The following is a 26,972-nucleotide window of genomic DNA, read 5'->3' on the forward strand; positions in this document are numbered from 1 at the left end:
CGCTTCGCTGAATTGCGAATCTGCCGCATTTTGCGGCAGTTTGTTTATTGCCAGTTGGAATAAGAAAGGACTTCATGAAACGTCTGCTGCTAACTGCGGTTCTCACCGTATTGATGATCGCCGAAGTTCACGCCGAGTCCTTCACTATCTCTGATATTCGCGTCAATGGCCTCCAGCGGGTCTCCGCGGGTAGTGTCTTTGGTGCCTTGCCGTTGAACGTCGGCGAGCAGGCGGATGATCGTCGCCTGGTGGAATCCACTCGTGCGTTGTTCAAAACCGGTTTCTTTCAAGATATCCAGCTGGGCCGCGAAGGCAACGTACTGGTAATCACGGTCGTCGAACGTCCGTCGGTCGCCAGTATCGAGATCGAAGGCAACAAGGCGATCTCTACCGAAGACTTGATGAAAGGCCTCAAGCAATCCGGTCTGTCCGAAGGCGAGATCTTCCAGCGTGCCACCCTCGAAGGTGTGCGTAACGAACTGCAACGTCAGTACGTCGCGCAGGGTCGCTACTCGGCCACTGTTGATACCGAAGTGGTCTCGCAGCCGCGTAACCGTGTTGGTCTGAAAGTGAAGATCAACGAAGGCACCGTGGCGGCCATTCAGCACATCAACGTGGTAGGCAACACGGTTTTCCCTGAGGACGACCTGACCGACCTGTTCGAGCTGAAAACCACCAACTGGCTGTCGTTTTTCAAGAACGATGACAAGTACGCCCGTGAAAAGCTTTCCGGTGACCTGGAGCGTCTGCGTTCCTACTACCTGGACCGTGGCTATATCAACATGGATATCGCTTCGACCCAGGTGTCCATCACTCCGGACAAGAAGCACGTCTACATCACTGTCAACGTCACCGAAGGCGAGAAGTACACCGTTCGTGACGTCAAACTCAGTGGTGACCTGAAAGTCCCTGAAGACCAGGTCAAGTCGCTGTTGCTGGTGCAGAAAGGCCAGGTGTTCTCGCGCAAGCTGATGACCACCACCTCGGAACTGATCACCCGTCGTCTGGGTAACGAGGGTTACACCTTCGCCAACGTCAACGGCGTGCCGCAGCCCCACGATGATGACCACACTGTGGACATCCTGTTTGCTGTCGACCCTGGCAAGCGTGCCTACGTCAACCGTATCAACTTCCGTGGCAACACCAAGTCGGAAGACGAAGTGCTGCGTCGTGAAATGCGTCAGATGGAAGGCGGCTGGGCTTCGACCTACCTGATCGACCAATCCAAGACCCGTCTTGAGCGTCTGGGCTTCTTTAAGGAAGTCAACGTTGAAACCCCGGCTGTGCCAGGTGTCGACGACCAGGTGGACGTTAACTACAGCGTTGAAGAGCAAGCGTCCGGTTCGATCACCGCCAGTGTCGGTTTCGCCCAGAGTGCTGGTCTGATCCTCGGTGGTTCGATCACCCAGAACAACTTCCTCGGTACCGGTAACCGCGTCAGCGTCGGCCTGACCCGCAGCGAATACCAGAGCCGCTACAACTTCGGCTATGTTGACCCGTACTGGACCGCCGATGGCGTGAGCCTGGGTTACAACGCGTTCTATCGCACCACCGACTACAAAGACCTCGATGTCGACGTAGCCAGCTATGCGGTAGACAGCCTGGGTGCCGGCGTGAACGTTGGCTACCCGATCAGTGAGACTTCGCGTCTGACCTTCGGTCTGTCCGCTCAACAGGACAAGATCAAGACCGGTACCTACACCGTTGACGAGATTTTCGACTTCGTAAACAAGGAAGGCGATCAGTATCTGAACTTCAAGGCTTCGGCCGGCTGGTCCGAGTCGACCCTGAACAAAGGCGTATTGCCTACCCGTGGCCGTTCCCAGAGCCTGACCCTGGAAACCACCATTCCGGGCAGCGATCTGTCGTTCTACAAACTTGATTACCGCGGTCAGCTGTTCCAGCCGATCAGCGAGAACTACACCCTGCGTCTGCACACCGAGCTGGGTTATGGCGACGGTTACGGTTCGACTGACGGCTTGCCGTTCTATGAAAACTACTATGCTGGTGGTTTCAACTCGGTTCGTGGCTTCAAGGACAGCACCCTCGGCCCTCGCAGTACGCCGAGTAAAGGTACTAACCCGGGCACGTTGGCTGACCCAGACCAGGATCCACTGCCGTTCGGTGGTAACGTCCTGATTCAGGGTGGTGTCGAGGTTCTGTTCCCGCTGCCATTCGTCAAGGATCAGCGTTCCCTGCGTACTTCGGTATTCTGGGATGTCGGTAACGTATTTGACTCCAAGTGCTCGGACACTACGAACGCTAACGGTTCCAAGTCGAACACTCAGTGCAACGACATCAGCCTGAGCAACATGGCGAGTTCTGTCGGTGTAGGCGTGACCTGGGTTACCGCACTGGGTCCTCTGAGCTTCGCGTTGGCCATGCCGATCAAGAAACCGGATGACGCTGAAACTCAAGTGTTCCAATTCTCCCTCGGCCAGACGTTCTAAGCGTCTGACCCAAGATAACGACAATGGATTTTGTAGGAGTGCATCGTGCGTAAGTTGACTCAATTGGTTCTCCTGGCCTCCTTGATGGTGGCAGGCCCGGCATTTGCCGACATGAAAATCGCCGTTCTGAACTATCAGATGGCACTGCTGGAATCCGACGCGGCCAAGAAATACGCCGTGGATGCCGAGAAGAAGTTCGGTCCGCAACTGACCAAACTGAAAACCCTGGAAAGCAGTGCCAAGGGTATTCAGGATCGTCTGATGGCCGGTGGCGACAAGATGCAGCAAGGTGAGCGTGAGCGTCTGGAGCTGGAATTCAAGCAAAAGGCCCGTGACTTCCAGTTCCAGTCCAAGGAGCTGAACGAAGCCAAAGCTGTTGCCGACCGCGAAATGCTCAAGCAACTGAAGCCGAAACTGGATAGCGCAGTGGAAGAAGTCATCAAGAAAGGTGGTTTTGACCTGGTGTTCGAGCGTGGCGCAGTGATCGATGTCAAACCTCAGTACGACATCACGCGCCAGGTTATCGAGCGCATGAATCAGCTGAAGTAACCCATGACCGTGACTATCAAACTCGGCCAGTTGGCCGAGTTCCTCGGCGCCACCCTGCGTGGCGACCCGGAGAAGCAAATTACTGGGCTAGCCACTTTGCAAGAGGCTGGCCCAGCTCAGTTGAGCTTTCTGGCAAATCCTCAATATCGCAAATACCTGGCGGGTTCTCAGGCAGCAGCTCTGTTGCTCAAGGAAGCCGACGCCGAAGGTTTTGCCGGTAATGTGCTGGTGGTGCCGGATCCCTATCTGGCGTACGCGCGTATCTCCCACTTGTTCGATCCCAAGCCAAAAGCCACTGCGGGTATTCATCCCTCAGCGGTGATTGCGGCGGACGCAGTGGTTGATCCGGCAGCGAGCATCGGTGCATTCGCGGTGATCGAAAGTGCGGCGCGTATTGCCGCCGGCGTAACGGTTGGCGCACATTGCTTCATCGGCGCGCGCAGCGAAATCGGCGAAGGTGGCTGGTTGGCACCGCGAGTGACGCTGTACCACGACGTTCGCATTGGCAAACGGGTCGTGATTCAGTCGGGCGCTGTGCTGGGCGGCGAAGGTTTTGGTTTCGCCAACGAGAAAGGCGTTTGGCAGAAGATCGCCCAGATCGGCGGTGTGCTGGTCGGTGACGACGTCGAGATCGGGGTCAATACCGCGATCGACCGTGGTGCGCTGGCCGATACAGTACTTGGCAATGGCGTGAAGCTCGACAACCAGATTCAGATCGCCCACAACGTCCAGATTGGTGATCACACCGCCATGGCCGCCTGCGTCGGGATCTCCGGCAGCACCAAAATCGGCAAGCATTGCATGCTCGCTGGCGGTGTTGGCCTGGTCGGTCACATTGACATTTGCGACAACGTTTTCCTGACCGGGATGACCATGGTGACCCACTCGATTACCGAGCCTGGCGCCTATTCTTCCGGCACAGCCATGCAACCGGCTGCCGAATGGCGCAAAAGCGCGGCACGCATCCGTCAGCTCGATGACATCGCGCGACGTTTGAAACAGCTGGAAAAGCGCGTAGGGGAAGTGACCCCTGACGGCAATGCTTCATCAGATGGCTGATACCATTTCCATATCAAGTGTGCACAGCCGCTAGACTGCCTCCTTGATTTGCTAGAGGAGTGCGCGTCAGTCGCGCTCCCAATCTTTACATAGGCTTCCCCCCGAAATGATGGACATCAACGAGATTCGCGAATACCTGCCTCACCGTTACCCGTTCCTGCTGGTGGACCGGGTGGTGGAACTGGACACTGAAGGCAAGCGCATTCGCGCCTACAAGAATGTCAGCATCAACGAACCGTTCTTCAATGGTCACTTCCCGGCGCATCCAATCATGCCAGGCGTTCTGATCATCGAGGCAATGGCTCAGGCTGCCGGGATCCTCGGTTTCAAAATGCTCGACGTCAAACCGGCCGACGGCACCCTGTATTACTTCGTCGGTTCCGACAAGCTGCGCTTCCGCCAGCCAGTCAAACCGGGCGACCAGTTGATTCTTGAAGCTACGTTCATCAGTTGCAAGCGCAAGATCTGGAAGTTCGAGTGCCAGGCTTCGGTTGACGGCAAACCGGTCTGCTCCGCCGAAATCATCTGTGCGGAACAAAAAGTATGAGTTTGATTGACCCTCGCGCAATCATCGATCCGTCGGCCATTCTGGCTGACGGCGTCGAGGTCGGCCCATGGTCGATCATCGGCGCAGGTGTGGAAATCGGCGAGGGTACCGTGATCGGGCCGCATGTAATCCTCAAAGGCCCGACCCGCATCGGCAAGCACAATCGCATCTACCAGTTTTCCTCGGTAGGCGAAGACACGCCCGATCTGAAGTACAAAGGTGAAGAAACCCGCCTGGTCATCGGTGACCATAATGTCATCCGCGAAGGCGTCACCATTCACCGTGGCACCGTTCAGGATCGCTCGGAAACCACGCTGGGCGATCACAACCTGATCATGGCCTATGCCCACATCGGTCACGACAGCGTCATCGGCAACAACTGCATTCTGGTCAACAACACTGCGTTGGCCGGGCATGTGCACGTTGATGACTGGGCAATCCTCTCCGGTTTCACCCTGGTTCACCAGTACTGCCACATCGGCGCCCACAGCTTCTCCGGCATGGGCACCGCCATTGGCAAGGACGTTCCGGCATTCGTCACGGTGTTCGGCAATCCGGCGGAAGCGCGCAGCATGAACTTCGAAGGCATGCGCCGTCGCGGTTTCAGCGAAGACGCGATTCACACCCTGCGTCGCGCCTACAAAACCGTCTATCGCCAGGGCCTGACGGTCGAGCAGGCACTGGCCGAACTGGCCGAAACCTCGGCTCAGTTCCCGGAAGTCGCAGTGTTCCGTGACTCCATTCAGTCGTCGACTCGCGGCATCACCCGCTGATCATGGCCAATCTGCGTATTGCGCTGGTGGCGGGTGAGGCTTCCGGTGACATTCTGGGCGCGGGTCTCATGCGCGCGCTCAAGGTTCAGCACCCGGCGGTAGAGTTCATTGGCGTCGGCGGGCCGTTGATGGAGGCCGAGGGTCTCGTTTCCTACTTCCCCATGGAACGCCTGTCGGTCATGGGCCTGGTGGAAGTGCTCGGGCGCCTGCGCGAGTTGCTCAAGCGCCGCAAAGACCTGATCGCCACGCTGATCGCCGAAAAACCCGATGTGTTCATCGGCATCGATGCCCCGGATTTCAACCTCAATATCGAACTCAAGCTTCGTCAGGCCGGGATCAAAACCGTGCATTACGTCAGTCCGTCGGTGTGGGCGTGGCGGCAGAAGCGCGTACTGAAGATCCGCGAAGGCTGCGATCTGATGCTTACGCTGTTGCCGTTTGAAGCCAAATTCTACGAAGAGAAAGGCGTTCCGGTGCGGTTTGTCGGTCACACGCTGGCCGATACCATCCCGCTGGAAGCTGATCGGGCTGCTGCGCGTGCTGAGTTGGGCTTACCCGATGGGCCGCTGGTGGCGTTGATGCCGGGCAGCCGTGGCGGCGAAGTCGGTCGGCTGGGGGCACTTTTTCTCGATACCGCCGAGCGCCTGCGTGCCATGCGTCCGGGTTTGCGCTTCGTCATTCCGTGCGCCAATGCCGAGCGTCGCGCTCAGCTTGAAGAGCTGCTTGTCGGTCGCGATCTGCCGGCAACCTTGCTCGACGGCAAGTCGCATCTGGCCCTGGCTGCCTGCAATGCCGTGCTGATCGCCTCCGGCACAGCCACCCTTGAGGCGCTGTTGTACAAGCGCCCGATGGTGGTGGCTTATCGTTTGGCGCCGCTGACGTTCTGGATCCTCAAGCGCATGGTCAAGAGCCCGTACGTGTCCTTGCCGAATCTGCTGGCCCAGCGTTTGCTGGTCCCGGAATTGTTGCAGGATGATGCGACGGTTGAAGCCCTGGCGCAGACGTTGTTGCCCCTTATCGAAGGTGGTGAAGAACAGACGCGCGGCTTCGACGAAATCCATCGCACGCTGCGGCTGGACGCTTCCAATCAGGCGGCGGACGCCGTCCTTAACCTGATCGGTCAATCACGATGAGCAAGACAAGCATGCAAATGGGCCTGGATTTCACCTTGGTCGCCGAAGTCGAAGAGTTGGTGGCCGGCGTCGATGAAGTCGGTCGCGGTCCGTTGTGCGGTGCCGTGGTGACGGCAGCGGTGATCCTCGATCCGAATCGGCCGATTCTCGGTCTGAATGATTCCAAGAAACTCACCGAAGCCAAGCGCGAAAAGCTCTACGACGAGATTATCGAGAAATCCCTGAGCTGGTGCATCGCCCGCGCCGAAGTCGAAGAAATCGATGAGCTGAACATTTTGCACGCGACCATGCTCGCCATGCAGCGCGCGGTGGCCGGCCTGCACATCCAGCCGAAACTGGCGATGATCGACGGCAACCGCTGCCCGCAATTGCCGATGCGCGCCGAAGCGGTGGTGCAGGGCGACGGCAAGGTGCCGGCGATTGCTGCCGCGTCGATTCTGGCCAAAGTCAGCCGTGACCGTGAAATGGCCGCGTTTGAACTGATCTACCCGGGTTACGGCATCGGTGGTCACAAAGGCTACCCGACGCCCGTTCATCTGGAAGCGTTGGTGCGACTCGGCCCGACGCCCATTCACCGCCGCTCGTTTGCCCCGGTACGTCAGGCTTACGAGGCATTGGAAGGCCTGACTCAGGTTTAGTCGCAAGGCTGATGTTTTGTTCGAGGCCCGGTACAATCCGGGCCTTGTTGTTTCGAGCTCACAGACAGGATCACCATGCCGGCTTCATTCGTTCATCTACGCCTGCACACTGAATACTCGCTGGTCGACGGTCTGGTGCGGATCAAACCGCTGGTCAAGACCCTGGTCGGCATGAACATGCCTGCCGTGGCGGTCACCGACCAGAACAACATGTGTTCGCTGGTCAAATTTTATAAAAACACCATGGGCGCAGGCATCAAGCCGATCTGCGGCGCCGACCTGTGGCTGTCGAACAAGGACCCGGACGCACCGCTGAGCCGGCTCAGCCTGCTGGTGATGAACGCCAAGGGTTATCGCAACCTGACTGAGTTGATCTCGCGCGGCTTCATCGACGGCCAGCGCAATGGTTCGATCATCATCGAGCGCGAGTGGGTGGCCGAGGCCAGCGAAGGCCTGATCATGTTGTCCGCCGCCAAAGAAGGCGAGATCGGCATGGCCATGCTCAGTGGCAACCCGGCGGAAGCCGAAGCCTTGGCGCGCGAGTGGATGACGGTGTTCCCGGATCGTTTCTATCTGGAAATCCAGCGCACCAATCGCCCCAACGATGAAGAGCAACTGCACGGCGCCGTGGCCCTGGCCGACAAACTCGGCGCGCCGCTGGTGGCGAGTAACGATGTGCGCTTCATCAAGCAGGAAGATTTTGCCGCCCACGAAACCCGCGTGTGCATCGGTGAGGGCCGCGCCCTTGACGATCCGCGGCGTTCGAAGAATTACAGCGATCAGCAATACCTGAAAAGCGCCGAGGAAATGATCGAGCTGTTCAGCGATATTCCCGACGCGATTGAAAACACCGTCGAGATCGCCAAACGCTGCAACATCGACGTGAAACTGGGCACGCACTTCCTGCCCAACTTCCCGATCCCCGATGGCATGACCATCGACGAATATTTCCGCAAAGTGTCGTTCGACGGTCTCGAAGAACGACTGGCGGTACTGCTGCCCAAAGACACCACCGAAGACTACGAAGCCAAGCGCCAGGTGTATGTCGACCGGTTGAATTTCGAGCTGGATATCATCATCCAGATGGGCTTCCCCGGTTACTTCCTCATCGTTATGGACTTTATCCAGTGGGCCAAGAGCAACGGCGTACCGGTAGGTCCGGGCCGTGGTTCGGGTGCCGGATCGCTGGTGGCCTACGTGCAGAAGATCACCGACCTCGACCCGCTGGAATACGACCTGCTGTTCGAACGTTTCCTTAACCCGGAACGGGTATCGATGCCCGACTTCGACGTCGACTTCTGCATGGACGGCCGTGACCGGGTCATCGATTACGTGGCCGAAAAGTACGGCCGCAACGCGGTAAGCCAGATCATCACGTTCGGTTCCATGGCCGCCAAGGCTGTGGTGCGGGACGTGGCGCGGGTGCAGGGCAAGTCCTACGGCTTGGCCGATCGTCTGTCGAAGATGATTCCGTTCGAAGTCGGCATGACCCTGGAAAAAGCCTACGAGCAGGAAGAAATCCTGCGTGACTTCATCAAGGTCGATGAAGAAGCGGCGGAAATCTGGGAGATGGCGCGCAAGCTTGAAGGCGTTGTGCGTAACGTCGGTAAACACGCCGGTGGTGTGGTGATCGCGCCGACCAAGCTGACCGACTTCTCGCCGATCTATTGCGACGAGGCCGGTGACGGCCTGGTAACCCAGTTCGACAAGGACGACGTTGAAGCCGCCGGTCTGGTGAAGTTCGACTTCCTCGGTCTGCGTACTCTGACGGTAATCGACTGGGCGCTGAAGACCATCAACCGCGACCGCGCCAAGGTCGACGAGCCGCCGCTGGACATCGCGTTCATCCCGCTCGACGACAAACCGACGTACACGCTGCTGCAAAAAGCAGAAACAACGGCGGTATTCCAGCTTGAGTCGCGAGGCATGAAAGAGCTGATCAAAAAGCTCAAGCCCGACTGCCTTGAAGACTTGATCGCACTCGTGGCCCTGTTCCGTCCGGGCCCGCTGCAATCGGGCATGGTTGATGACTTTATCAACCGTAAGCACGGTCGCGCCGAGTTGGCGTACCCGCACTCCGACTATCAGTACGAAGGACTCAAGCCAGTATTGGCGCCAACGTACGGCATCATCCTGTATCAGGAACAGGTGATGCAGATTGCCCAGGTCATGGCCGGTTACACCCTCGGTGGCGCGGACATGCTGCGGCGGGCGATGGGTAAGAAAAAACCCGAAGAGATGGCCAAGCAGCGCGGCGGTTTCATTGAGGGTTGCAAGACCAACAATATCGACGCCGACCTCGCCGGTAACATTTTCGACCTGGTGGAAAAATTCGCCGGTTACGGCTTCAACAAGTCTCACTCCGCCGCTTACGGTCTGGTGTCGTACCAGACTGCCTGGCTGAAAACCCATTACCCGGCGCCGTTCATGGCCGCGGTACTGTCGGCGGACATGCACAACACCGACAAGGTCGTGACCTTGATCGAAGAAATTCGCACGATGAAGCTGCGTCTCGACGCGCCGGATGTGAATACTTCGGAGTTCAAGTTCACGGTGAACGACGATGGCCGCATTGTTTACGGCCTCGGCGCGATCAAAGGCGTTGGTGAAGGCCCGGTCGAGGCGATCACCGAAGCGCGTCAGGCCGGTCCGTTCAAGGATCTGTTCGACTTCTGCGCGCGGGTCGACCTCAAACGCATCAACAAGCGCACCCTCGACGGTCTGATCCGCAGCGGTGCACTGGATCGTCTCGGCCCGTTCTTCCACGATGAGCAAAAGGCTTACCAGGCCAACATCGACCGTAACCGTGCTGTGTTGCTGGCGGCGATGGAAGAAGCGATCAAGTCGGCTGAACAGACCGCGCGCACTCACGACAGTGGTCACAGCGATCTGTTTGGCGGGTTGTTTGTCGAGGAAGACGCCGACGTTTACGCCGTCCATCGCAAGGCCAAGGAGATGACCCTCAAGGAGCGCCTCAAAGGTGAGAAAGACACCTTGGGCCTGTACCTGACCGGTCACCCGATCGATGAATACGAAGGCGAGATTCGCCGCTTCGCCCGTCAGCGCATCATCGACCTGAAGCCTGCGCGCGATACCCAGACCGTGGCGGGGATGATCATTGCCCTGCGCGTGATGAAGAACAAAAAGGGCGACAAGATGGGCTTCATCACCCTCGACGACCGCTCCGGGCGAATCGAGGCGTCGCTGTTTGCCGAAGCTTTCCATTCCGCGCAGTCGCTGTTACAGACCGACGCGATGGTGGTGGTCGAAGGCGAAGTCAGTAACGACGACTTCTCCGGTGGCCTGCGTCTGCGGGTCAAGCGCGTGATGAGCATGGAAGATGCGCGCACCAACCTCGCCGAAAGCCTGCGCCTGAAGTTGCAAACCCAGGACCTGAAAGGCGATCAGCTACGCTGGCTGGGGGATTTGCTCAAGCGCCATCGTGGCGCATGCCCGATCACCATGGAGTACACCAGCCCGGATGCGAAGACCTTGCTGCAGTTCGGCGAGACCTGGCGAATCGACCCGGCAGACGCCTTGATTCAGGCTCTGCGTGACCAGTTCGGGCGAGACAACGTCTTCCTCCAATACCGTTGACCGGCGAGCGCCATCATGGCGCCCGCCCGCAACCTGAATTTTTAATCTCGACCTCAGCGCGCCTCTCCCTTAAGGTAGGGCGCGAATAGACAACCGGCCGGCCCAAGCTCATTTGGGACACGACCCAAGACGGACGCCTATGAACCCGAATTTTCTAGATTTCGAACAGCCGATCGCCGACCTGCAAGCCAAGATCGAAGAGTTGCGCTTGGTCGGTAATGACAATTCGCTGAATATCGGCGATGAGATCTCCCGCCTGCAGGACAAGAGCAAAACGCTGACCGAAGACATCTTCGGCAAGCTGACCAGCTGGCAGATCGCTCGCCTGGCGCGTCACCCGAAACGCCCGTACACCCTGGACTACATCGAGCACATCTTCACCGAGTTCGACGAACTGCACGGCGACCGTCACTTTTCCGACGACGCGGCCATCGTGGGCGGCATTGCCCGTCTGGACGACCAGCCGGTGATGATCATCGGTCACCAGAAAGGCCGCGAAGTGCGCGAGAAGGTACGCCGCAACTTCGGTATGCCGCGTCCGGAAGGCTACCGCAAGGCCTGCCGCCTGATGGAAATGGCCGAGCGCTTCAAAATGCCGATCCTGACCTTCATCGACACTCCGGGTGCTTACCCAGGTATCGACGCTGAAGAGCGCAACCAGAGCGAAGCCATCGCCTGGAACCTGCGTGTGATGTCGCGTCTGAAGACCCCGATCATCGCCACCGTCATCGGTGAAGGTGGTTCCGGCGGTGCTCTGGCGATTGGCGTCTGCGATCAGCTGAACATGCTGCAGTATTCGACCTACGCGGTGATCTCGCCGGAAGGTTGCGCATCGATTCTGTGGAAAACCGCCGAAAAAGCACCGGATGCTGCCGAAGCGATGGGCATCACCGCCGAGCGCCTGAAAGGCCTGGGTATCGTCGACAAGGTGATCGGCGAGCCTCTGGGCGGTGCGCACCGTGATCCGGCGACTGCTGCCGCATCGATCCGTGCGGAGCTGAGCTCGCAACTGGCAATGCTGAAGAAGTTCGATAACGAAGCACTGCTGAAGCGCCGTTATGATCGACTGATGAGCTACGGCCTCTAAGTCGAAGCGCGATACCCATGTGGGAGCGAGCCTGCTCGCGAAAGCGGTATAACACTCGACGAATGAGTTGAATGTTAAACCGTCTTCGCGAGCAGGCTCGCTCCCACATTTGTTTGGGTGGTTTGAACGATATGAGTCAGCCCATGACTGATCTGCCTGCAAGGTTGCTCCTGAACCTTACGCCCTGGCGCAATGCCGCTCGTTGGCACATCGCCTTCTCCGGCGGACTCGACTCCACCGTCCTGCTGCATCTGCTCGCCCATCTCGCAAAAAACACTCCCTGCCGGCGCTGAGCGCCATCCATGTCCATCACGGCCTCCAGGCTGCGGCTGACGCGTGGCCGCAGCATTGCCGGACAGTCTGCAACGAGCTGGGTGTGCCCCTGCAGGTCGTTCGCGTGCAGGTGGAGCCCGGCGCCAGCCTCGAGCGCGCCGCCCGGGAAGCTCGCTATAGGGCGTTCGTGGTGGCGACTGGGGCCGGCGAGTTACTGCTGACTGCGCAGCACCGCGACGATCAGGCCGAAACCCTGTTGTTTCGGTTGATGCGCGGGGCCGGGGTGCGCGGCCTGGCGGGAATGCCTTCACAGCGAACCCTGGGGCGCGGCCATCTGTTGCGTCCGTTGCTCGATGTCACTCGCGGCGAGCTCGAGTTCTACGCGGCCGAGCATCAGTTGCGCTGGATCGATGACCCTTCGAACCAGGATCGGCAGTTCTCGCGCAACTACCTGCGTCATCAGGTTTTGCCGGTCATGATCGAGCGCTGGCCGCAAGCGGTGACTACCATGGCTCGCAGCGCGGCACACCTGCGGGAAGCGCAGGACTTGCTTGATGAGCTGGCGCACATGGATCTGGCCAGCGCCCGCACGGCCAGTGATTTCGACTGGTTGGGCGTGCCCTCGCTGGAGTTGGCAGCGCTTGCGCGACTTTCCGCCGCGCGCCAGCGCAATGCGCTGAGTGGCTGGCTTGCGGCACTCACCCAGCTGCCCGACAGCGACCATTGGTCGGGTTGGGAGAACCTGCGCGATGCCGCCCCCGATGCCCGGCCGATCTGGCGCCTTGCCCAGGGCGAATTGCATCGCACGGGCGGGCGGATCTGGTGGTTGGCCGGCAGCTGGCTACGTCCGGCAACCGACGCCGTAGCCTGGAATGATCCCTCCCAGCCACTGGTGCTGACGGATAACGGCGTGCTCAATTTCAACGGCCGGATTCCCGATGGTCCGTTGCAAATCCGCTATCGTCAGGGGGAGGCCATGGCTGTGGCCGACCGAGGTCATCGCGACCTCAAGCGCCTGCTTAATGAGCGTGCCGTGCCGGGCTTCCTGCGTGGCAGATTGCCGCTGCTGTTTCGCGGTGCAGAATTGCTCGCGGTGGCGAACCTGCCGGGTCTTGATGGCAATGTGCGGGAAGGCTGGAAATTGCATTGGCAGCCAACAGACGAAGATCAAGGTTTGAGATGAAAGGGGCATTCCGGTAGACTACGCTCCCTTCTTGATACAACTTCTGTGGATTCGCCTGAATTGCAGGAGTTGCCGATTACCAAGCAGTCTTTGCTGGGCGATTCCAAAAAATGTGTAGCGAGCAACGTACCGGTGTTTCCACTGCCGGTCTGTCCCAACGCGGCGGTTTTTTTGAAAGGTGCACTGTGATTAATGCAGGTGATCGGGGGCTTCGGCCTTCCTTCGCTTTCCCCGGCGGCTCGGACCGCTTTAACGCAGACTTCTAGGGTTTTTCATGACGCGCTACATATTCGTCACGGGCGGTGTTGTTTCTTCTTTGGGGAAAGGCATTGCATCGGCTTCATTGGCAGCCATCCTGGAGGCGCGGGGACTTAAGGTCACCATGCTGAAGCTGGATCCGTACATCAACGTTGACCCGGGCACCATGAGCCCGTTCCAGCACGGTGAAGTGTTCGTCACCCACGACGGCGCCGAGACCGACCTGGACCTGGGCCACTACGAGCGGTTCATCCGCACGACCATGACCCAGAACAACAACTTCACCACGGGCCGTGTCTACGAGCACGTGCTGCGCAAAGAGCGCCGTGGTGACTACCTGGGTGCAACCATCCAGGTGATTCCGCACATCACCGACGAAATTAAGCGCCGCATCATCAAGGGTGCCGGTGACGCTGACGTGGCGATGGTTGAAATCGGTGGCACCGTCGGTGACATCGAATCGCAACCGTTCCTCGAAGCCATCCGTCAACTGCGTTTCGAAGTCGGCGCCAAGCGCGCGATGCTGATGCACCTGACGCTGGTGCCGTACATCGCCACTGCTGGCGAGACCAAGACCAAGCCAACCCAGCACTCGGTCAAGGAGCTGCGTTCGATCGGCCTGCAGCCAGACGTGCTGGTGTGCCGTTCCGATCATCCGATCGACATCTCGTCGCGTCGCAAGATCGCCCAGTTCACCAACGTTGAAGAACGTGCGGTGATTGCGCTGGAAGACGCAGACACCATCTACAAGATCCCGGGCATTCTGCACTCGCAGGGTCTGGACGATTTCGTCGTTGAGCGTTTCGGTCTGCAATGCGGCAGCGCTGATCTGTCCGAGTGGGAAGCGGTGGTTGACGCCAAGCTGAACCCGGAGCACGAAGTGACCATCGCGATGGTCGGCAAGTACATGGAACTGCTGGACGCCTACAAGTCGCTGATCGAAGCGATGAGTCACGCCGGCATCAGCAACCGCACCAAGGTCAACCTGCGTTACATCGATTCCGAAGACATCGAAAATCAGGGCACTGCGCTGCTCGAAGGTGTCGACGCGATCCTCGTACCGGGCGGCTTCGGTCTGCGTGGCGTGGAAGGCAAGATCACTGCCGTTCAATACGCTCGCGAAAACAAGGTTCCGTACCTGGGCATCTGCCTCGGCATGCAAGTGGCGGTCATCGAATTTGCCCGTAACGTGATGGGCTGGAAAGACGCCAACTCCACCGAGTTCGACCGCGCCAGCGGCCACCCGGTTGTGGGTCTGATCACCGAGTGGGAAGACGCGACCGGCGCCGTTGAAGTGCGTACCGAAACGTCCGATCTGGGCGGCACCATGCGCCTTGGCGCTCAGGATTGCCTGCTCGAAGCCGGCTCCAAGGTGCACGATTGCTACGGCAAGGACGTGATCGTCGAGCGTCACCGTCACCGTTACGAAGTGAACAACAACCTGCTGCCACAAATCATCGAAGCCGGCCTGAAAATCTCCGGTCGTTCCGCTGATGCGGCCTTGGTTGAAGTGGTTGAAGCACCGGATCATCCATGGTTCGTCGCGTGCCAGTTCCACCCTGAGTTCACTTCTACACCACGCGATGGCCATCCGCTGTTCAGCGGTTTCGTCAAAGCAGCGTTGGCTCAACACCAGAAGAAGGCGTAAACCCGATGGCACAGAAGATCATCCGCGTCGGCGACATCGAGATTGCCAACGACAAACCCATGGTGCTGTTCGGCGGCATGAACGTGCTGGAAAGCCGCGATATGGCCATGCAGGTTTGCGAAGAGTACGTGAAGGTCACCGAGAAACTCGGTATCCCTTACGTGTTCAAGGCCAGTTTCGACAAGGCCAACCGGTCTTCTGTGACCTCGTATCGTGGTCCTGGCCTGGAAGAGGGCATGCGCATCTTCCAGGACATCAAACAAGCCTTCGGCGTGCCGATCATCACCGACGTTCACGAGCCTGAGCAGGCCGCGGTCGTCGCTGAAATCTGCGACATCATTCAACTGCCGGCCTTCCTGTCGCGCCAGACCGATCTGGTCGTTGCGATGGCCAAGACCAATGCAGTCATCAACATCAAGAAAGCCCAGTTCCTCGCCCCTCAGGAAATGAAACACATCCTGAACAAGTGCGTGGAAGCGGGTAACGATCAATTGATCCTCTGCGAGCGTGGTTCGAGCTTCGGCTACAACAACCTCGTGGTCGACATGCTCGGCTTCGGCATCATGAAGCAGTTCGAGTATCCGGTATTCTTCGACGTGACCCACGCGCTGCAAATGCCTGGCGGTCGTTCCGACTCCGCTGGCGGTCGCCGTGCGCAGGTTCTGGATCTGGCCAAGGCTGGCATGAGCCAGGCGCTGGCCGGTCTGTTCCTCGAAGCTCACCCGGATCCGGACAATGCCAAATGCGACGGCCCTTGCGCCTTGCGTCTGGACAAACTGGAGCCATTCCTGGCCCAGCTCAAAGCGTTGGACGAACTGGTGAAGAGTTTTCCGACGGTAGAAACCGCGTAACACTCAATTCTCCGGTAAAGTACCGCACGATTTGTCGCACATGCCCTCGGGCATGTGCGTTGTCGTCTGCAAGCTGCCCGCTGCACACCACTTGCCGACGGTAAAAAGATTTCCTCTAGCTGCGTCGTTTTCGTCAACTTTGGAGTGTTTACAACAATGGCAAAAATCGTCGACATCAAAGGTCGTGAAGTTCTCGACTCCCGTGGCAATCCCACCGTGGAAGCGGACGTGCTTCTCGACAACGGCATCATCGGCAGCGCTTGCGCGCCGTCCGGTGCATCCACTGGCTCGCGTGAAGCGCTCGAGCTGCGTGATGGCGACAAGAGCCGTTACCTGGGCAAGGGCGTGCTCAAAGCGGTAGCCAACATCAACGGTCCGATCCGCGATCTGCTACTGGGCACCGACCCAAGCGACCAGAAAGCCCTGGATCACGCGATGATCAAGCTCGACGGTACTGAAAACAAAGGTTCCCTGGGCGCCAACGCGATCCTCGCCGTTTCCCTGGCTGCGGCCAAGGCTGCTGCACAGGACCAGGACCTGCCACTGTACGCTCACATCGCCAACCTGAACGGCACACCTGGCGTGTACTCGATGCCGGTTCCGATGATGAACATCATCAACGGTGGCGAGCACGCCGATAACAACGTCGACATCCAGGAATTCATGGTTCAGCCAGTTGGCGCCAAGTCTTTCTCGGAAGGTCTGCGTATGGGCACCGAGATTTTCCATCACTTGAAAGCTGTGCTGAAGGCCCGCGGCCTGAGCACTGCCGTTGGCGACGAAGGGGGTTTCGCACCCAACCTGGCGTCCAACGAAGACGCTTTGAAAGTGATCTCGGAAGCTGTGGCCAACGCCGGTTATAAGCTGGGCACCGACGTGACCCTGGCACTCGACTGCGCGGCCAGCGAATTCTACGAAGACGGCAAATACAACCTGGCCGGTGAAGGGCATGTGTTCACCTCCGAAGGTTTTGCTGATTACCTGAAAGGCCTGACCGAGCGCTATCCGATCATCTCCATCGAAGATGGCCTGGATGAATCCGACTGGGCTGGCTGGAAAGTCCTCACCGACAAGATCGGCGAGAAAATCCAACTGGTCGGCGACGATCTGTTCGTGACCAACACCAAGATCCTGAAAGAAGGCATCGATAAAAAGATCGCCAACTCGATCCTGATCAAGTTCAACCAGATCGGCACCCTGACCGAAACCCTGGAAGCCATCCAGATGGCCAAGGCTGCCGGTTACACCGCGGTGATCTCGCACCGTTCGGGCGAAACCGAAGATTCGACCATCGCCGACCTGGCTGTGGGCACCTCGGCTGGCCAGATCAAGACCGGTTCGCTGTGCCGTTCCGACCGCGTTTCCAAGTACAACCAACTGCTGCGTATCGAAGAGCAGTTGAATGGCAAAGCCAAATACAACGGTCGTAGCGAATTCCGCGGTTAAGCGGAAACTGATAAAAGGACACCGGATTGTGTCGAAAAAGTCGTGACAGCGATGGATTTGCCACTAATCTGATGCCTTAACAGCACAAGCCTGGATCTTTCCAGGCTTCGTGCTATCAGATGCTTCAAAGTTTTAGCGTGGCTGTCTTTTTTCACTGGATACCTGATATTCGATGCGCAGTCCCAATTGGTTGTTTCTCGTTTTGCTCCTGTTGCTGGCTGGCCTGCAGTACCGCCTTTGGGTGGGTAATGGCAGCCTGGCGCAAGTGGCCGAGCTGACTCAGCAGATCGCCGATCAGCACGCTGAGAACGAGGGTTTGCTGGAGCGCAACCGAGTGATGGACGCTGAAGTCAGTGAGCTGAAAAAAGGCATGGAGACCGTTGAAGAACGGGCTCGTCACGAGTTGGGCATGGTCAAGGACGGCGAAACCCTTTACCAGTTGGCCCAATGATCAATTCTCTGCCGGCCTTCTGGGCCGTGATTCCTGCCGCGGGCGTCGGTGCCCGAATGGCCGCGGACCGTCCCAAGCAGTACTTGCAACTGGGCGGGCGCACAATTCTCGAACACAGCCTCGGCTGTTTCCTCGATCACCCGAGCCTCCGAGGCCTGGTGGTCAGTCTTGCTGTCGATGATCCTTATTGGCCGAACCTGGCGAGCGCCAGCGATCCGCGTATTCAGCGGGTTGAGGGCGGTGCCGAGCGTTCAGGCTCGGTGCTCAATGCCTTGCTGCACCTGCATGCATTGGGCGCTGATGATGAAGATTGGGTGCTGGTACACGACGCCGCTCGACCGAACCTGGCCCGTGATGATCTCGATAAGTTGCTGAGTGAACTGGCGGATGATCCGGTCGGTGGGCTGCTGGCGGTGCCGGCGCGCGATACGTTGAAACGGGTCGACAAGCAGGGGCGTGTGGTTGAAACCGTAGATCGCAGTGTGATCTGGCAGGCGTATACGCCGCAGATGTTTCGCCTGGGTGCACTGCATCGTGCGCTGGCTGACAGCCTGGTGGCAGATGCAGTTATCACCGATGAAGCGTCGGCGATGGAGTGGGCGGGGTTGGCGCCGCGTCTGATTGAAGGTCGCTCCGACAATCTAAAGGTTACCCGCCCCGAAGATCTGGAGTGGTTGCGTCAGCGTTGGGCTCACCGGCGCTAAAGATCGTCTGAACGCGGCCCGAGCCTTCGGACGATCTTTGATCTTCAAACCATCAACCCCGATACTCGGGCCTCTTGGCCAACCCTTCCTTAAGAAAATCCACCAACTTGCGCACCTTCGGCGACAGATGCCGCTGCTGCGGATACAGCGCCCACACCGCCGTATTCGGCGGCTGATGCGCCTCCAGCAACGAAATCAGCGCACCACTGTGCAGATGCTCCAGCACGTAATAGTCCGGCAACTGACACAACCCGACCCCTGTAACGCTGCGTCCAGCACCGCTTGCCCACTGTTGCAGCGCCAGTTGCCCTGCACCCGCTGGGAAAACTCTCGCCCGTTCTGCTCCAGTTGCCACAGGTCGGAACTGCCGATCAGGCAATTATGCCGGCTCAGTTCAGACAGGCTGTGTGGGCGACCGTAGCGTTCGACGTAGGACGGCGATGCACACAGGTACATGCGCCGAGGCGCCAGCCGAGTGGCGACCAGCCGCGAATCCTGCAGTCGGCCCAGTCGAATCGCCAGATCCAGCCCTTCATGCACCAGATCGAGTTGGCGGTTGCTCAATTCGATATCGATGCGCAATTGGGGATACAGCCCCATGAACCTTGTCACCAGCGGCACGATAAATCGCTCGCCGTAAGCCACCGCGCAGGTCATGCGCAACATGCCTTTCGGTTCGCTGGTCAGGTCGCCGACGGCGCGCAATGCTTCCTCGCGACCATCCTGCAAGCGCTGGCAATGTTGCAGGAACGTCTGGCCGGCCTCAGTCAACGTTACCCGCCGGGTACTGCGATACAGCAGGCGGGTCTGCAGACGCTCCTCCAGTCGTACGATTTGTCGACTGATGTGGGAGGAAGAAACCCCGAGGCGTTCGGCCGCAGCGGTGAACTGGCTGCATTCGGCGACGGCGACGAACTCGTCAATGCCTTCCCAGCGATTTTCGGACATCGGGATTATCCCTGTATGGCAATAATGTTTTGCTTTTGGCCAGATTATTCATCGTCTGGCCATGTATTACACTCCTTGTCTGGTTTTTTTATTCAATGAATTCACTGGAGAGTCAGCATGATCAAGTCGCGCGCCGCCGTTGCCTTCGAGGCCAAAAAGCCGCTGGAAATCGTAGAAGTCGATGTCGCCATGCCCAAGGCCGGTGAAGTGTTGCTGCGCGTGGTGGCTTCCGGGGTTTGCCACACCGACGCCTACACCTTGTCCGGCGCTGACCCGGAAGGCATCTTCCCGTCGATCCTCGGCCACGAAGGTGGCGCCATCGTTGAGGCTATCGGCGAGGGCGTGACCTCGGTTGCTGTCGGCGATCACGTCATTCCGCTGTACACCCCGGAATGCGGCCAGTGCAAATTCTGCAAGTCGGGCAAGACCAACCTGTGTCAGGCCATTCGTGCAACCCAGGGCAAAGGCCTGATGCCGGACGGTACTTCGCGTTTTTCCTACAAGGGCGAGACGATTTTCCACTACATGGGTACTTCGACATTCTCGGAATACACCGTGCTGCCGGAAATTTCCGTGGCCAAGATCTCTAAAGACGCGCCGCTGGAAAAGGTCTGCCTGCTGGGCTGTGGCGTCACCACTGGTATCGGTGCGGTGCTCAACACCGCCAAGGTCAAGCCAGGTGACACCGTAGCTATCTTCGGTCTGGGCGGCATCGGTCTGTCTGCGATCATCGGTGCGGTCAAAGCCAAGGCCGGCCGGATCATTGCTATCGACATCAACCCGGCCAAGTTCGAAATCGCCAAGCAACTCGGTGCAACCGACTGCGTGAACCCGAAAGATTTCGATCGTCCGATCCAGGAAGTGATCGTCGACATGACGGACGGCGGCGTCGACTTCTCGTTCGAGTGCATCGGCAATGTTCAACTGATGCGCGCGGCGCTTGAGTGCTGTCACAAAGGCTGGGGCGAGTCGGTGATCATCGGTGTGGCCGGTGCCGGTCAGGAAATTGCTACGCGTCCTTTCCAGTTGGTCACCGGTCGCGTCTGGCGCGGTTCGGCATTCGGCGGCGTGCGCGGTCGTACCGAGTTGCCAAGCTACGTCGACATGGCGCAAAGCGGCGAGATTCCGCTGGATACTTTCATTACCCACACCATGGGTCTGGAAGACATTAACAAGGCGTTCGACCTGATGCACGAAGGCAAGAGCATCCGTACCGTCATTCATTTCTGATCAATCGCCGGGATATGGCGACACGTCGTGAAGGCGTGTTGCCGTGACCGCGTAGGAGTCTTTACATGAGTCTGGAAAATATCTCCTGTCAGAAGAGTTTTGGCGGTTGGCACAAGCGTTATCGCCATCGTTCCGATGTGCTCGGTTGCGACATGGTGTTCGCTGTCTATCTGCCACCGCAGGCAGAGCAGGGCGGCAAGCTGCCGGTGCTGTACTGGTTGTCGGGCCTGACCTGCACTGATGAGAACTTCATGCACAAGGCCGGCGCCCTGCGCATGGCGGCTGAACTCGGTTTGATCATCGTCGCCCCGGACACCAGTCCACGCGGCGCGGATGTGCCGGGCGATCCGGATGGCGCATGGGATTTCGGCCTTGGCGCCGGGTTCTATCTGAATGCCACGCAGGAACCTTGGTCGCGACACTATCGGATGCATGACTATGTCGTGCAGGAATTGCCTTCACTGGTTGAAGCGCATTTCCCTGCGTCGGACCAACGCAGCATCAGCGGCCACTCCATGGGCGGCCATGGCGCGCTGGTCTGCGCATTGCGTAATCCGGGGCGTTATCAATCGGTGTCGGCATTTTCGCCCATCAACAATCCGATGGATTGCCCGTGGGGTCAGAAGGCATTTTCCCGTTACCTGGGCGAAGACCGTTCGAAGTGGAAGGAGTGGGATGCCTGCGCGCTGATCGCCGACGCGGATGAAAAGCTGCCGCTATTGGTCGATCAAGGTGATCGTGACGACTTCCTCGCCACCCAGCTCAAACCCGAGGCACTGCAACAAGCGGCAAAACAGGCGGGCCACCCGCTGACGTTGCGCCTGCAACCGGGCTACGACCACAGCTATTTCTTCATCTCAAGCTTCATAGACGACCACTTGCAGCATCACGGGCGTGCTCTAAACGCCTAATGTGCTGCAAAGCAGGTAGAATCACGCCCTGACAAAAATCGGGGCGTTTTTTTTATGCGTATTGGCCACGGCTATGATGTGCACCGTTTCGCTGAAGGCGATTTCATTACTCTGGGCGGCGTGCGCATCGCACACAGCTTCGGGCTGCTCGCTCACTCCGACGGTGACGTCCTGCTGCACGCCTTGAGTGATGCCTTGCTCGGCGCTGCTGCGCTGGGCGATATCGGCAAACACTTCCCGGACACCGACCCGCAATTCAAGGGCGCCGACAGCCGTGCGCTATTGCGTCATGTGGTCGCGCTGATCCACGCCAAAGGCTGGAAAGTCGGCAACGTCGACAACACCATCGTCGCCCAGGCGCCAAAAATGGCCCCGCATATCGAATCGATGCGCGCGCTGATCGCTGCGGATCTACAAGTTGAGTTGGATCAAGTGAACGTGAAAGCTACCACCACCGAGAAGCTTGGCTTTGTCGGTCGCGAAGAAGGCATTGCCGTGCACACCGTTGCCTTGTTGCTGCGCGCATGAATGAACTGCAATTGCTCGGCCCGCGGGCCTATGGCGAACCCCTCGGCAGCGCGGTACTGAAAGCCATTGCTGAAGATTTTCAGGTCGATGAAGTTCTCGACATCCCGTTCAGCGGTGACGGCGAACATTTGTGGATCTGGGTCGAGAAGCGTGGCCTGAACACCGAGGAAGCGGCACGGCGTATCGCCAAGGCTGCCGGCGTGCCGTTGCGTACCGTCAGTTACGCCGGCCTCAAGGATCGTCAGGCGCTGACCCGTCAGTGGTTCAGCGTGCAGTTGCCGGGCAAGGCTGATCCCGATCTGTCGGCAGCGGAAAACGACACGCTGAAGATCCTCAAGACCACCCGACACAAGCGCAAGCTGCAACGCGGTGCGCATTCGGCCAACGGCTTCACGCTGCGCCTGACTCAATTCAATGGCGACAAAGCCGCCATCGAAGAGCGGTTGCAACTGATCGCCAAACAAGGCATTCCCAATTATTTCGGCGCCCAGCGTTTTGGCCATGATGGCGGCAACGTCGTTGATGCGCGTGCGTGGGCGGCGCGCAAGGCATTGCCGGAGCAACGCAATGTGCGTTCGCGCCTGCTCTCGACAGCGCGTAGTTTTCTGTTCAATCAGGTGCTGGCGGCGCGGGTCGCCGATGGCACCTGGCAAAAGGCACAAGTCGGCGATCTGCTGGCATTCACCGACAGCCGCAGCTTTTTCCCGGCCGGTGAAGCTGAATGCAGCGACCCGCGTCTGGCCATTCTCGACCTGCATCCGACCGGCCCGCAGTGGGGCGAAGGTGACTCGCCGACCGCAGGCGCTGTCCATGATCTGGAGCAGGGGATCGCCGCCGAGCATGCAGAGCTGCGCGATTGGTTGATTCATGCCGGCATGAGCCATGAACGTCGCATCCTGCGGCTGCCCATTGGCGGATTGACGTGGCATTATCCCCAGCCTGACATTCTGCAACTGGAATTCGTCCTCCCGGCCGGATGCTTCGCCACCGTATTGGTGCGCGAACTCGTTGATCTGGTGCCGGTGGGGCAGACGGACAGCCCATGCGTATTCTGATTTCTAACGACGATGGGGTAACCGCACCCGGTCTCGCCGCGCTTTATGCTGCGCTGGCGGATTACACCGAATGCGTGGTTATCGCCCCGGAGCAGGACAAAAGCGGCGCCAGCAGTTCGCTGACGCTCGACCGTCCGCTGCACCCGCAATACCTGGCCAACGGCTTCATCAGCCTTAATGGCACGCCTACCGATTGCGTGCACCTGGGCCTCAACGGCCTGCTGGAGCGCCAGCCGGACATGGTGGTTTCGGGGATCAACCTGGGCGCCAATCTTGGGGACGACGTGCTGTATTCCGGAACGGTTGCTGCGGCTCTGGAAGGACGATTCCTGGAGCGTCCTTCCTTCGCGTTCTCCCTGGTCTCCCGGCAGACGGAGAACCTTCCCACAGCGGCTTACTTTGCGCGCAAACTGGTAGAAGCCCACGCTGACCTCGACCTGCCCCCGCGCACGGTGCTGAACGTGAACATTCCGAATTTGCCCCTCGATCACATTCGCGGCATTCAGCTGACCCGCCTCGGCCATCGCGCCCGGGCTGCGGCACCGCTGAAAGTGGTCGACCCGCGTGGCAAGTCCGGTTACTGGATTGCAGCTGCCGGGGACGCCGAAGACGGTGGCCCGGGTACGGATTTCCACGCAGTGGTGCAAGGCTATGTGTCGATCACTCCACTGCAACTGGACCGAACCTTCAATGACGCCTTCAGAAATCTTGATGGCTGGCTGGAGGGCCTGCGCTAATGGCTCGTGAGCACGACGACATTCTGCGGCGCGGCATCGGCATGACTTCCCAGCGTACCCGCGAGCGCCTGATCCAGCGTCTGTATGACGAGGGCCTCTCCAACGCCAAGGTGCTGGAGGTGATTCGTCGTACACCGCGTCATCTGTTTGTCGATGAAGCACTGGCACACCGCGCTTATGAAGACACGGCGTTACCGATCGGCCATAACCAGACCATCTCCCAGCCTTACATGGTCGCGCGCATGAGCGAGCTTCTGCTGGAAGCGGGGCCGCTGGACAAGGTCCTCGAGATTGGCACGGGTTCGGGTTATCAGACGGCGGTGCTGTCGCAGCTGGTCGAGCGAGTGTTCTCGGTGGAACGCATCAAGGTCCTGCAGGACCGGGCCAAGGAGCGCCTGGTCGAATTGAACCTGCGCAATGTGGTGTTTCGCTGGGGGACGGCTGGGAAGGCTGGCCGGCGCTGGCGCCCTACAACGGAATAATCGTCACGGCGGTCGCGACAGATGTACCCCAGGCGTTGCTCGACCAGTTGGCGCCGGGTGGACGCCTGGTGATCCCTGTCGGCTCGGGGAGGTCCAGCAATTGATGCTGATCGTCCGCGAGGAACAGGGTTTTTCCAGGCATGTACTGGGTGCTGTCCGGTTCGTGCCGTTGTTGAACGGGCCGCTTGCCTGAGCATTTGTTTAAACGCGCTGAATTCTATTCGATTGCTCATGTCTTACAGCGGCAACATCGGGTTAAACAGATTCATCGTCAGTGAGCAAACGTGTGCGGTAGTTCACTAAGGTAAAGCCGAATCGGCCCGTTATACTTGCGACACGTCATGCCGAAAACCGGCATTCCAAATTTTTCAGCCACCACAAAGGGAGCGGCGGGTGAGTCTCACAGTCATTGCGCAGCGTATGGGTAACACGAGCTTTCAGCGCCTGGTGACTGGCCTTGTCTTGAGCACCTTGCTGGTGGGTTGCTCCAGCACCAAATCGAGTAACGTTCGAGTGGTCGATCGCAACGCGGTCGCGCAGCGTCCTGCGGTAACGACCGGGCAATATGTAGTCCGTCCGGGCGATACGATGTTTTCGATCGCTTTTCGCTACGGCTGGGACTACAAAGCCCTCGCTGCCCGGAACAATATTCCTACGCCGTATACGATCCATCCGGGTCAGACAATTCGCTTTGATGGCCGCACCGGTTCAACGTCGACAGCAGTGGTGAGCGGCGCCAGTTCTTCACCTTCTTCGTCGAGCAAAACAACGGTAATCCGACGCCAGGCAAATGGCACCACGACCACTACCACCACGGGTTCTGCGGGCGGTTCTGCGGGCGCTATACCGTCCGTCGCCAACAAGCAAACCCCCGCTCCACTGCCTCCGGCAGGGCCAGCCCCGACCGGCTGGGGATGGCCATCTAATGGCATTCTGATTGGAAAATTCTCTTCAAACGGTAGTTTGAATAAAGGAATTGATATCGCCGGAGATTTGGGACAGCCTGTTTTAGCTGCGTCTGATGGGACGGTGGTTTACGCCGGGAGTGGCTTAAGGGGCTACGGCGAATTAGTCATCATCAAACACAGCGAAACCTACGTCAGTGCCTACGGCCATAACCGCAGGCTGTTGGTTCGGGAGGGACAGCAGGTCAAGGTCGGACAGACAATTGCCGAAATGGGGTCAACGGGTACAGACCGGGTGAAACTGCATTTTGAGATTCGCCGCCAAGGTAAACCTGTGGATCCGTTGCAGTTCCTGCCAAGACGTTGATTTGTAAGCCAGCCTGTTCCGTCACGTAGAGGGGACAGGCTCCAGCGCTGCCAAGGATAGAGGCGTCGCTTGAGCTTGGGGTCGAACTCACCAAAGGACTATAACAATGGCTCTCAGTAAAGAAGTGCCGGAGTTTGACATCGACGATGAGGTTCTCCTTATGGAGGCCGGCATCGATTCGGAATCTTCGATGTCGAATGATGAAGGGGCTGCTCCACCTTCCGTTCGTTCCAAATCCAAACAATCCGCCTCACTTAAACAACACAAGTACATCGACTACACGCGTGCACTTGATGCCACGCAGTTGTATCTCAACGAAATCGGCTTTTCCCCATTGCTCTCCCCGGAGGAAGAAGTTCATTTTGCGCGCTTGTCGCAAAGTGGCGATCCGGCCGGGCGCAAACGCATGATTGAAAGTAACCTGCGCCTGGTGGTGAAAATCGCCCGGCGTTATGTCAATCGGGGGCTGTCGCTGCTGGATCTGATCGAAGAGGGCAACCTTGGGCTGATCCGCGCGGTGGAAAAGTTCGACCCTGAACGCGGTTTCCGCTTCTCGACCTACGCGACCTGGTGGATACGTCAAACCATCGAGCGCGCGATCATGAATCAGACCCGGACCATCCGGTTGCCGATTCATGTAGTCAAGGAACTCAACGTGTACCTGCGCGCTGCACGAGAGCTGACGCAAAAGCTCGACCACGAACCTTCACCCGAAGAAATCGCCAACCTGCTGGAAAAACCGGTAGGCGAGGTCAAGCGCATGCTTGGTCTGAATGAACGGGTTTCTTCGGTCGACGTCTCGCTGGGTCCGGATTCGGATAAAACCCTGCTGGACACCCTTACAGATGATCGCCCAACCGATCCATGTGAACTGTTGCAGGATGACGACCTGTCGCAGAGCATCGATCAATGGCTGTCCGAACTGACCGACAAGCAGCGCGAGGTGGTCATCCGCCGCTTCGGCCTGCGCGGCCACGAAAGCAGCACGCTCGAAGATGTAGGCCTGGAGATCGGCCTGACCCGGGAACGGGTGCGGCAGATCCAGGTAGAGGGCCTCAAGCGCCTTCGTGAAATCCTTGAGAAGAATGGCCTGTCGAGCGAGTCGCTGTTCCAGTAAGCGCCTCAAACGACCGCCCGCAAAAAGCCCCGACTGGTTCGGGGC

Annotated in this window: 21 protein-coding genes and 3 pseudogenes; 23 read left to right on the forward strand and 1 reads right to left on the reverse strand. The window is 58.8% G+C overall.

Annotated features, from left to right (window positions below):
* The first annotated feature begins 74 nt into the window (after positions 1 to 74).
* From bamA to ispD, 15 genes and pseudogenes are all read left to right on the forward strand, one after another.
* On the forward strand, positions 75 to 2,450 hold the full coding sequence (bamA, locus tag JFT80_RS01650; RefSeq protein WP_201146710.1) for an outer membrane protein assembly factor BamA: 2,376 nt from the start codon (positions 75 to 77) through the stop codon (positions 2,448 to 2,450).
* A gap of 45 nt (positions 2,451 to 2,495) precedes the next feature.
* On the forward strand, positions 2,496 to 2,999 hold the full coding sequence (locus JFT80_RS01655) for an OmpH family outer membrane protein (protein ID WP_007908849.1): 504 nt from the start codon (positions 2,496 to 2,498) through the stop codon (positions 2,997 to 2,999).
* Between the two features lie 3 nt (positions 3,000 to 3,002).
* Positions 3,003 to 4,058: a UDP-3-O-(3-hydroxymyristoyl)glucosamine N-acyltransferase gene (lpxD, locus tag JFT80_RS01660; RefSeq protein WP_201146711.1), complete on the forward strand. Its 1,056-nt coding sequence runs from the start codon at positions 3,003 to 3,005 to the stop codon at positions 4,056 to 4,058.
* Between the two features lie 106 nt (positions 4,059 to 4,164).
* On the forward strand, positions 4,165 to 4,605 hold the full coding sequence (gene fabZ / locus JFT80_RS01665; protein ID WP_016771469.1) for a 3-hydroxyacyl-ACP dehydratase FabZ: 441 nt from the start codon (positions 4,165 to 4,167) through the stop codon (positions 4,603 to 4,605).
* Complete coding sequence (lpxA, locus tag JFT80_RS01670) at positions 4,602 to 5,378, forward strand: acyl-ACP--UDP-N-acetylglucosamine O-acyltransferase (RefSeq protein ID WP_201146712.1); 777 nt, start codon at positions 4,602 to 4,604, stop codon at positions 5,376 to 5,378. The genes fabZ and lpxA overlap by 4 nt, the downstream gene beginning before the upstream one ends.
* Positions 5,379 to 5,380: 2 nt before the next feature.
* A complete protein-coding gene (gene lpxB / locus JFT80_RS01675) occupies positions 5,381 to 6,511 on the forward strand; it encodes a lipid-A-disaccharide synthase (protein WP_201146713.1) in 1,131 nt (376 codons plus the stop codon).
* Between the two features lie 11 nt (positions 6,512 to 6,522).
* Complete coding sequence (gene rnhB, locus JFT80_RS01680) at positions 6,523 to 7,149, forward strand: ribonuclease HII (RefSeq protein WP_007908845.1); 627 nt, start codon at positions 6,523 to 6,525, stop codon at positions 7,147 to 7,149.
* Positions 7,150 to 7,224: 75 nt separating this feature from the next.
* Positions 7,225 to 10,746 carry a DNA polymerase III subunit alpha gene (gene dnaE / locus JFT80_RS01685; RefSeq protein ID WP_201146714.1) on the forward strand — a complete coding sequence of 1,174 codons (3,522 nt, stop codon included), beginning with the start codon at positions 7,225 to 7,227 and terminating at the stop codon, positions 10,744 to 10,746.
* 139 nt (positions 10,747 to 10,885) lie between these two features.
* Positions 10,886 to 11,833, forward strand: a complete 948-nt coding sequence (locus JFT80_RS01690) for an acetyl-CoA carboxylase carboxyltransferase subunit alpha (RefSeq protein ID WP_016985086.1) — start codon at positions 10,886 to 10,888, stop codon at positions 11,831 to 11,833.
* Between the two features lie 131 nt (positions 11,834 to 11,964).
* A pseudogene (gene tilS / locus JFT80_RS01695) lies at positions 11,965 to 13,289 on the forward strand (tRNA lysidine(34) synthetase TilS).
* A 274-nt stretch (positions 13,290 to 13,563) separates the two neighbouring features.
* Positions 13,564 to 15,195, forward strand: coding sequence for a CTP synthase (locus JFT80_RS01700; protein ID WP_187679145.1), 1,632 nt, complete (start codon positions 13,564 to 13,566; stop codon positions 15,193 to 15,195).
* Between the two features lie 5 nt (positions 15,196 to 15,200).
* Complete coding sequence (kdsA, locus tag JFT80_RS01705; RefSeq protein WP_201146715.1) at positions 15,201 to 16,046, forward strand: 3-deoxy-8-phosphooctulonate synthase; 846 nt, start codon at positions 15,201 to 15,203, stop codon at positions 16,044 to 16,046.
* A gap of 156 nt (positions 16,047 to 16,202) precedes the next feature.
* Entirely contained in the window at positions 16,203 to 17,492 is a 1,290-nt protein-coding gene (gene eno, locus JFT80_RS01710) for a phosphopyruvate hydratase (protein WP_201146716.1), read from the forward strand.
* A gap of 172 nt (positions 17,493 to 17,664) precedes the next feature.
* Positions 17,665 to 17,943 (forward strand): cell division protein FtsB, encoded by a 279-nt coding sequence (gene ftsB, locus JFT80_RS01715; RefSeq protein WP_008028992.1) that lies wholly within the window; start codon positions 17,665 to 17,667, stop codon positions 17,941 to 17,943.
* Entirely contained in the window at positions 17,940 to 18,647 is a 708-nt protein-coding gene (ispD, locus tag JFT80_RS01720) for a 2-C-methyl-D-erythritol 4-phosphate cytidylyltransferase (RefSeq protein WP_201146717.1), read from the forward strand. The genes ftsB and ispD overlap by 4 nt, the downstream gene beginning before the upstream one ends.
* A gap of 52 nt (positions 18,648 to 18,699) precedes the next feature.
* Here the strand turns inward: ispD and JFT80_RS01725 are convergent.
* Positions 18,700 to 19,595 (reverse strand): annotated as a pseudogene (locus JFT80_RS01725) (LysR substrate-binding domain-containing protein).
* Between the two features lie 117 nt (positions 19,596 to 19,712).
* Here JFT80_RS01725 and JFT80_RS01730 point away from each other — a divergent pair.
* From JFT80_RS01730 to rpoS, 8 genes and pseudogenes are all read left to right on the forward strand, one after another.
* Positions 19,713 to 20,825, forward strand: coding sequence for an S-(hydroxymethyl)glutathione dehydrogenase/class III alcohol dehydrogenase (locus JFT80_RS01730; protein ID WP_201146718.1), 1,113 nt, complete (start codon positions 19,713 to 19,715; stop codon positions 20,823 to 20,825).
* A gap of 65 nt (positions 20,826 to 20,890) precedes the next feature.
* Positions 20,891 to 21,736: an S-formylglutathione hydrolase gene (fghA, locus tag JFT80_RS01735; protein ID WP_201146719.1), complete on the forward strand. Its 846-nt coding sequence runs from the start codon at positions 20,891 to 20,893 to the stop codon at positions 21,734 to 21,736.
* Positions 21,737 to 21,790: 54 nt separating this feature from the next.
* Complete coding sequence (gene ispF, locus JFT80_RS01740) at positions 21,791 to 22,264, forward strand: 2-C-methyl-D-erythritol 2,4-cyclodiphosphate synthase (protein ID WP_201146720.1); 474 nt, start codon at positions 21,791 to 21,793, stop codon at positions 22,262 to 22,264.
* Positions 22,261 to 23,319, forward strand: coding sequence for a tRNA pseudouridine(13) synthase TruD (truD, locus tag JFT80_RS01745; protein ID WP_201146721.1), 1,059 nt, complete (start codon positions 22,261 to 22,263; stop codon positions 23,317 to 23,319). Before ispF ends, truD begins: the two co-directional genes overlap by 4 nt.
* Positions 23,307 to 24,056, forward strand: coding sequence for a 5'/3'-nucleotidase SurE (gene surE / locus JFT80_RS01750; RefSeq protein ID WP_201146722.1), 750 nt, complete (start codon positions 23,307 to 23,309; stop codon positions 24,054 to 24,056). The genes truD and surE overlap by 13 nt, the downstream gene beginning before the upstream one ends.
* A 41-nt stretch (positions 24,057 to 24,097) precedes the next feature.
* Positions 24,098 to 24,642: pseudogene (locus JFT80_RS01755) on the forward strand (protein-L-isoaspartate(D-aspartate) O-methyltransferase).
* Between the two features lie 289 nt (positions 24,643 to 24,931).
* Positions 24,932 to 25,810, forward strand: coding sequence for a peptidoglycan DD-metalloendopeptidase family protein (locus JFT80_RS01760; RefSeq protein WP_201146723.1), 879 nt, complete (start codon positions 24,932 to 24,934; stop codon positions 25,808 to 25,810).
* Positions 25,811 to 25,916: 106 nt separating this feature from the next.
* The gene (rpoS, locus tag JFT80_RS01765) at positions 25,917 to 26,927 is read left to right on the forward strand and encodes an RNA polymerase sigma factor RpoS (protein WP_047299921.1); all 1,011 of its coding nucleotides are present in this window, start codon (positions 25,917 to 25,919) and stop codon (positions 26,925 to 26,927) included.
* Positions 26,928 to 26,972: the final 45 nt, after the last annotated feature.

The organism is Pseudomonas sp. TH10, from assembly GCF_016651255.1.
In the GTDB taxonomy this organism is placed as follows: domain Bacteria; phylum Pseudomonadota; class Gammaproteobacteria; order Pseudomonadales; family Pseudomonadaceae; genus Aquipseudomonas.

Coding starts and splice junctions, on each gene's coding strand:
- fabZ (WP_016771469.1), top strand. CDS start 4,165: ATGATGGACATCAACGAGATTCGCGAATACCTGCCTCACCGTTACCCG.
- rpoS (WP_047299921.1), top strand. CDS start 25,917: ATGGCTCTCAGTAAAGAAGTGCCGGAGTTTGACATCGACGATGAGGTT.
- eno (WP_201146716.1), top strand. CDS start 16,203: ATGGCAAAAATCGTCGACATCAAAGGTCGTGAAGTTCTCGACTCCCGT.
- lpxA (WP_201146712.1), top strand. CDS start 4,602: ATGAGTTTGATTGACCCTCGCGCAATCATCGATCCGTCGGCCATTCTG.
- lpxD (WP_201146711.1), top strand. CDS start 3,003: ATGACCGTGACTATCAAACTCGGCCAGTTGGCCGAGTTCCTCGGCGCC.
- dnaE (WP_201146714.1), top strand. CDS start 7,225: ATGCCGGCTTCATTCGTTCATCTACGCCTGCACACTGAATACTCGCTG.
- ispD (WP_201146717.1), top strand. CDS start 17,940: ATGATCAATTCTCTGCCGGCCTTCTGGGCCGTGATTCCTGCCGCGGGC.
- ispF (WP_201146720.1), top strand. CDS start 21,791: ATGCGTATTGGCCACGGCTATGATGTGCACCGTTTCGCTGAAGGCGAT.
- JFT80_RS01690 (WP_016985086.1), top strand. CDS start 10,886: ATGAACCCGAATTTTCTAGATTTCGAACAGCCGATCGCCGACCTGCAA.
- lpxB (WP_201146713.1), top strand. CDS start 5,381: ATGGCCAATCTGCGTATTGCGCTGGTGGCGGGTGAGGCTTCCGGTGAC.
- fghA (WP_201146719.1), top strand. CDS start 20,891: ATGAGTCTGGAAAATATCTCCTGTCAGAAGAGTTTTGGCGGTTGGCAC.
- JFT80_RS01730 (WP_201146718.1), top strand. CDS start 19,713: ATGATCAAGTCGCGCGCCGCCGTTGCCTTCGAGGCCAAAAAGCCGCTG.
- bamA (WP_201146710.1), top strand. CDS start 75: ATGAAACGTCTGCTGCTAACTGCGGTTCTCACCGTATTGATGATCGCC.
- surE (WP_201146722.1), top strand. CDS start 23,307: ATGCGTATTCTGATTTCTAACGACGATGGGGTAACCGCACCCGGTCTC.
- truD (WP_201146721.1), top strand. CDS start 22,261: ATGAATGAACTGCAATTGCTCGGCCCGCGGGCCTATGGCGAACCCCTC.
- kdsA (WP_201146715.1), top strand. CDS start 15,201: ATGGCACAGAAGATCATCCGCGTCGGCGACATCGAGATTGCCAACGAC.
- ftsB (WP_008028992.1), top strand. CDS start 17,665: ATGCGCAGTCCCAATTGGTTGTTTCTCGTTTTGCTCCTGTTGCTGGCT.
- JFT80_RS01700 (WP_187679145.1), top strand. CDS start 13,564: ATGACGCGCTACATATTCGTCACGGGCGGTGTTGTTTCTTCTTTGGGG.
- rnhB (WP_007908845.1), top strand. CDS start 6,523: ATGCAAATGGGCCTGGATTTCACCTTGGTCGCCGAAGTCGAAGAGTTG.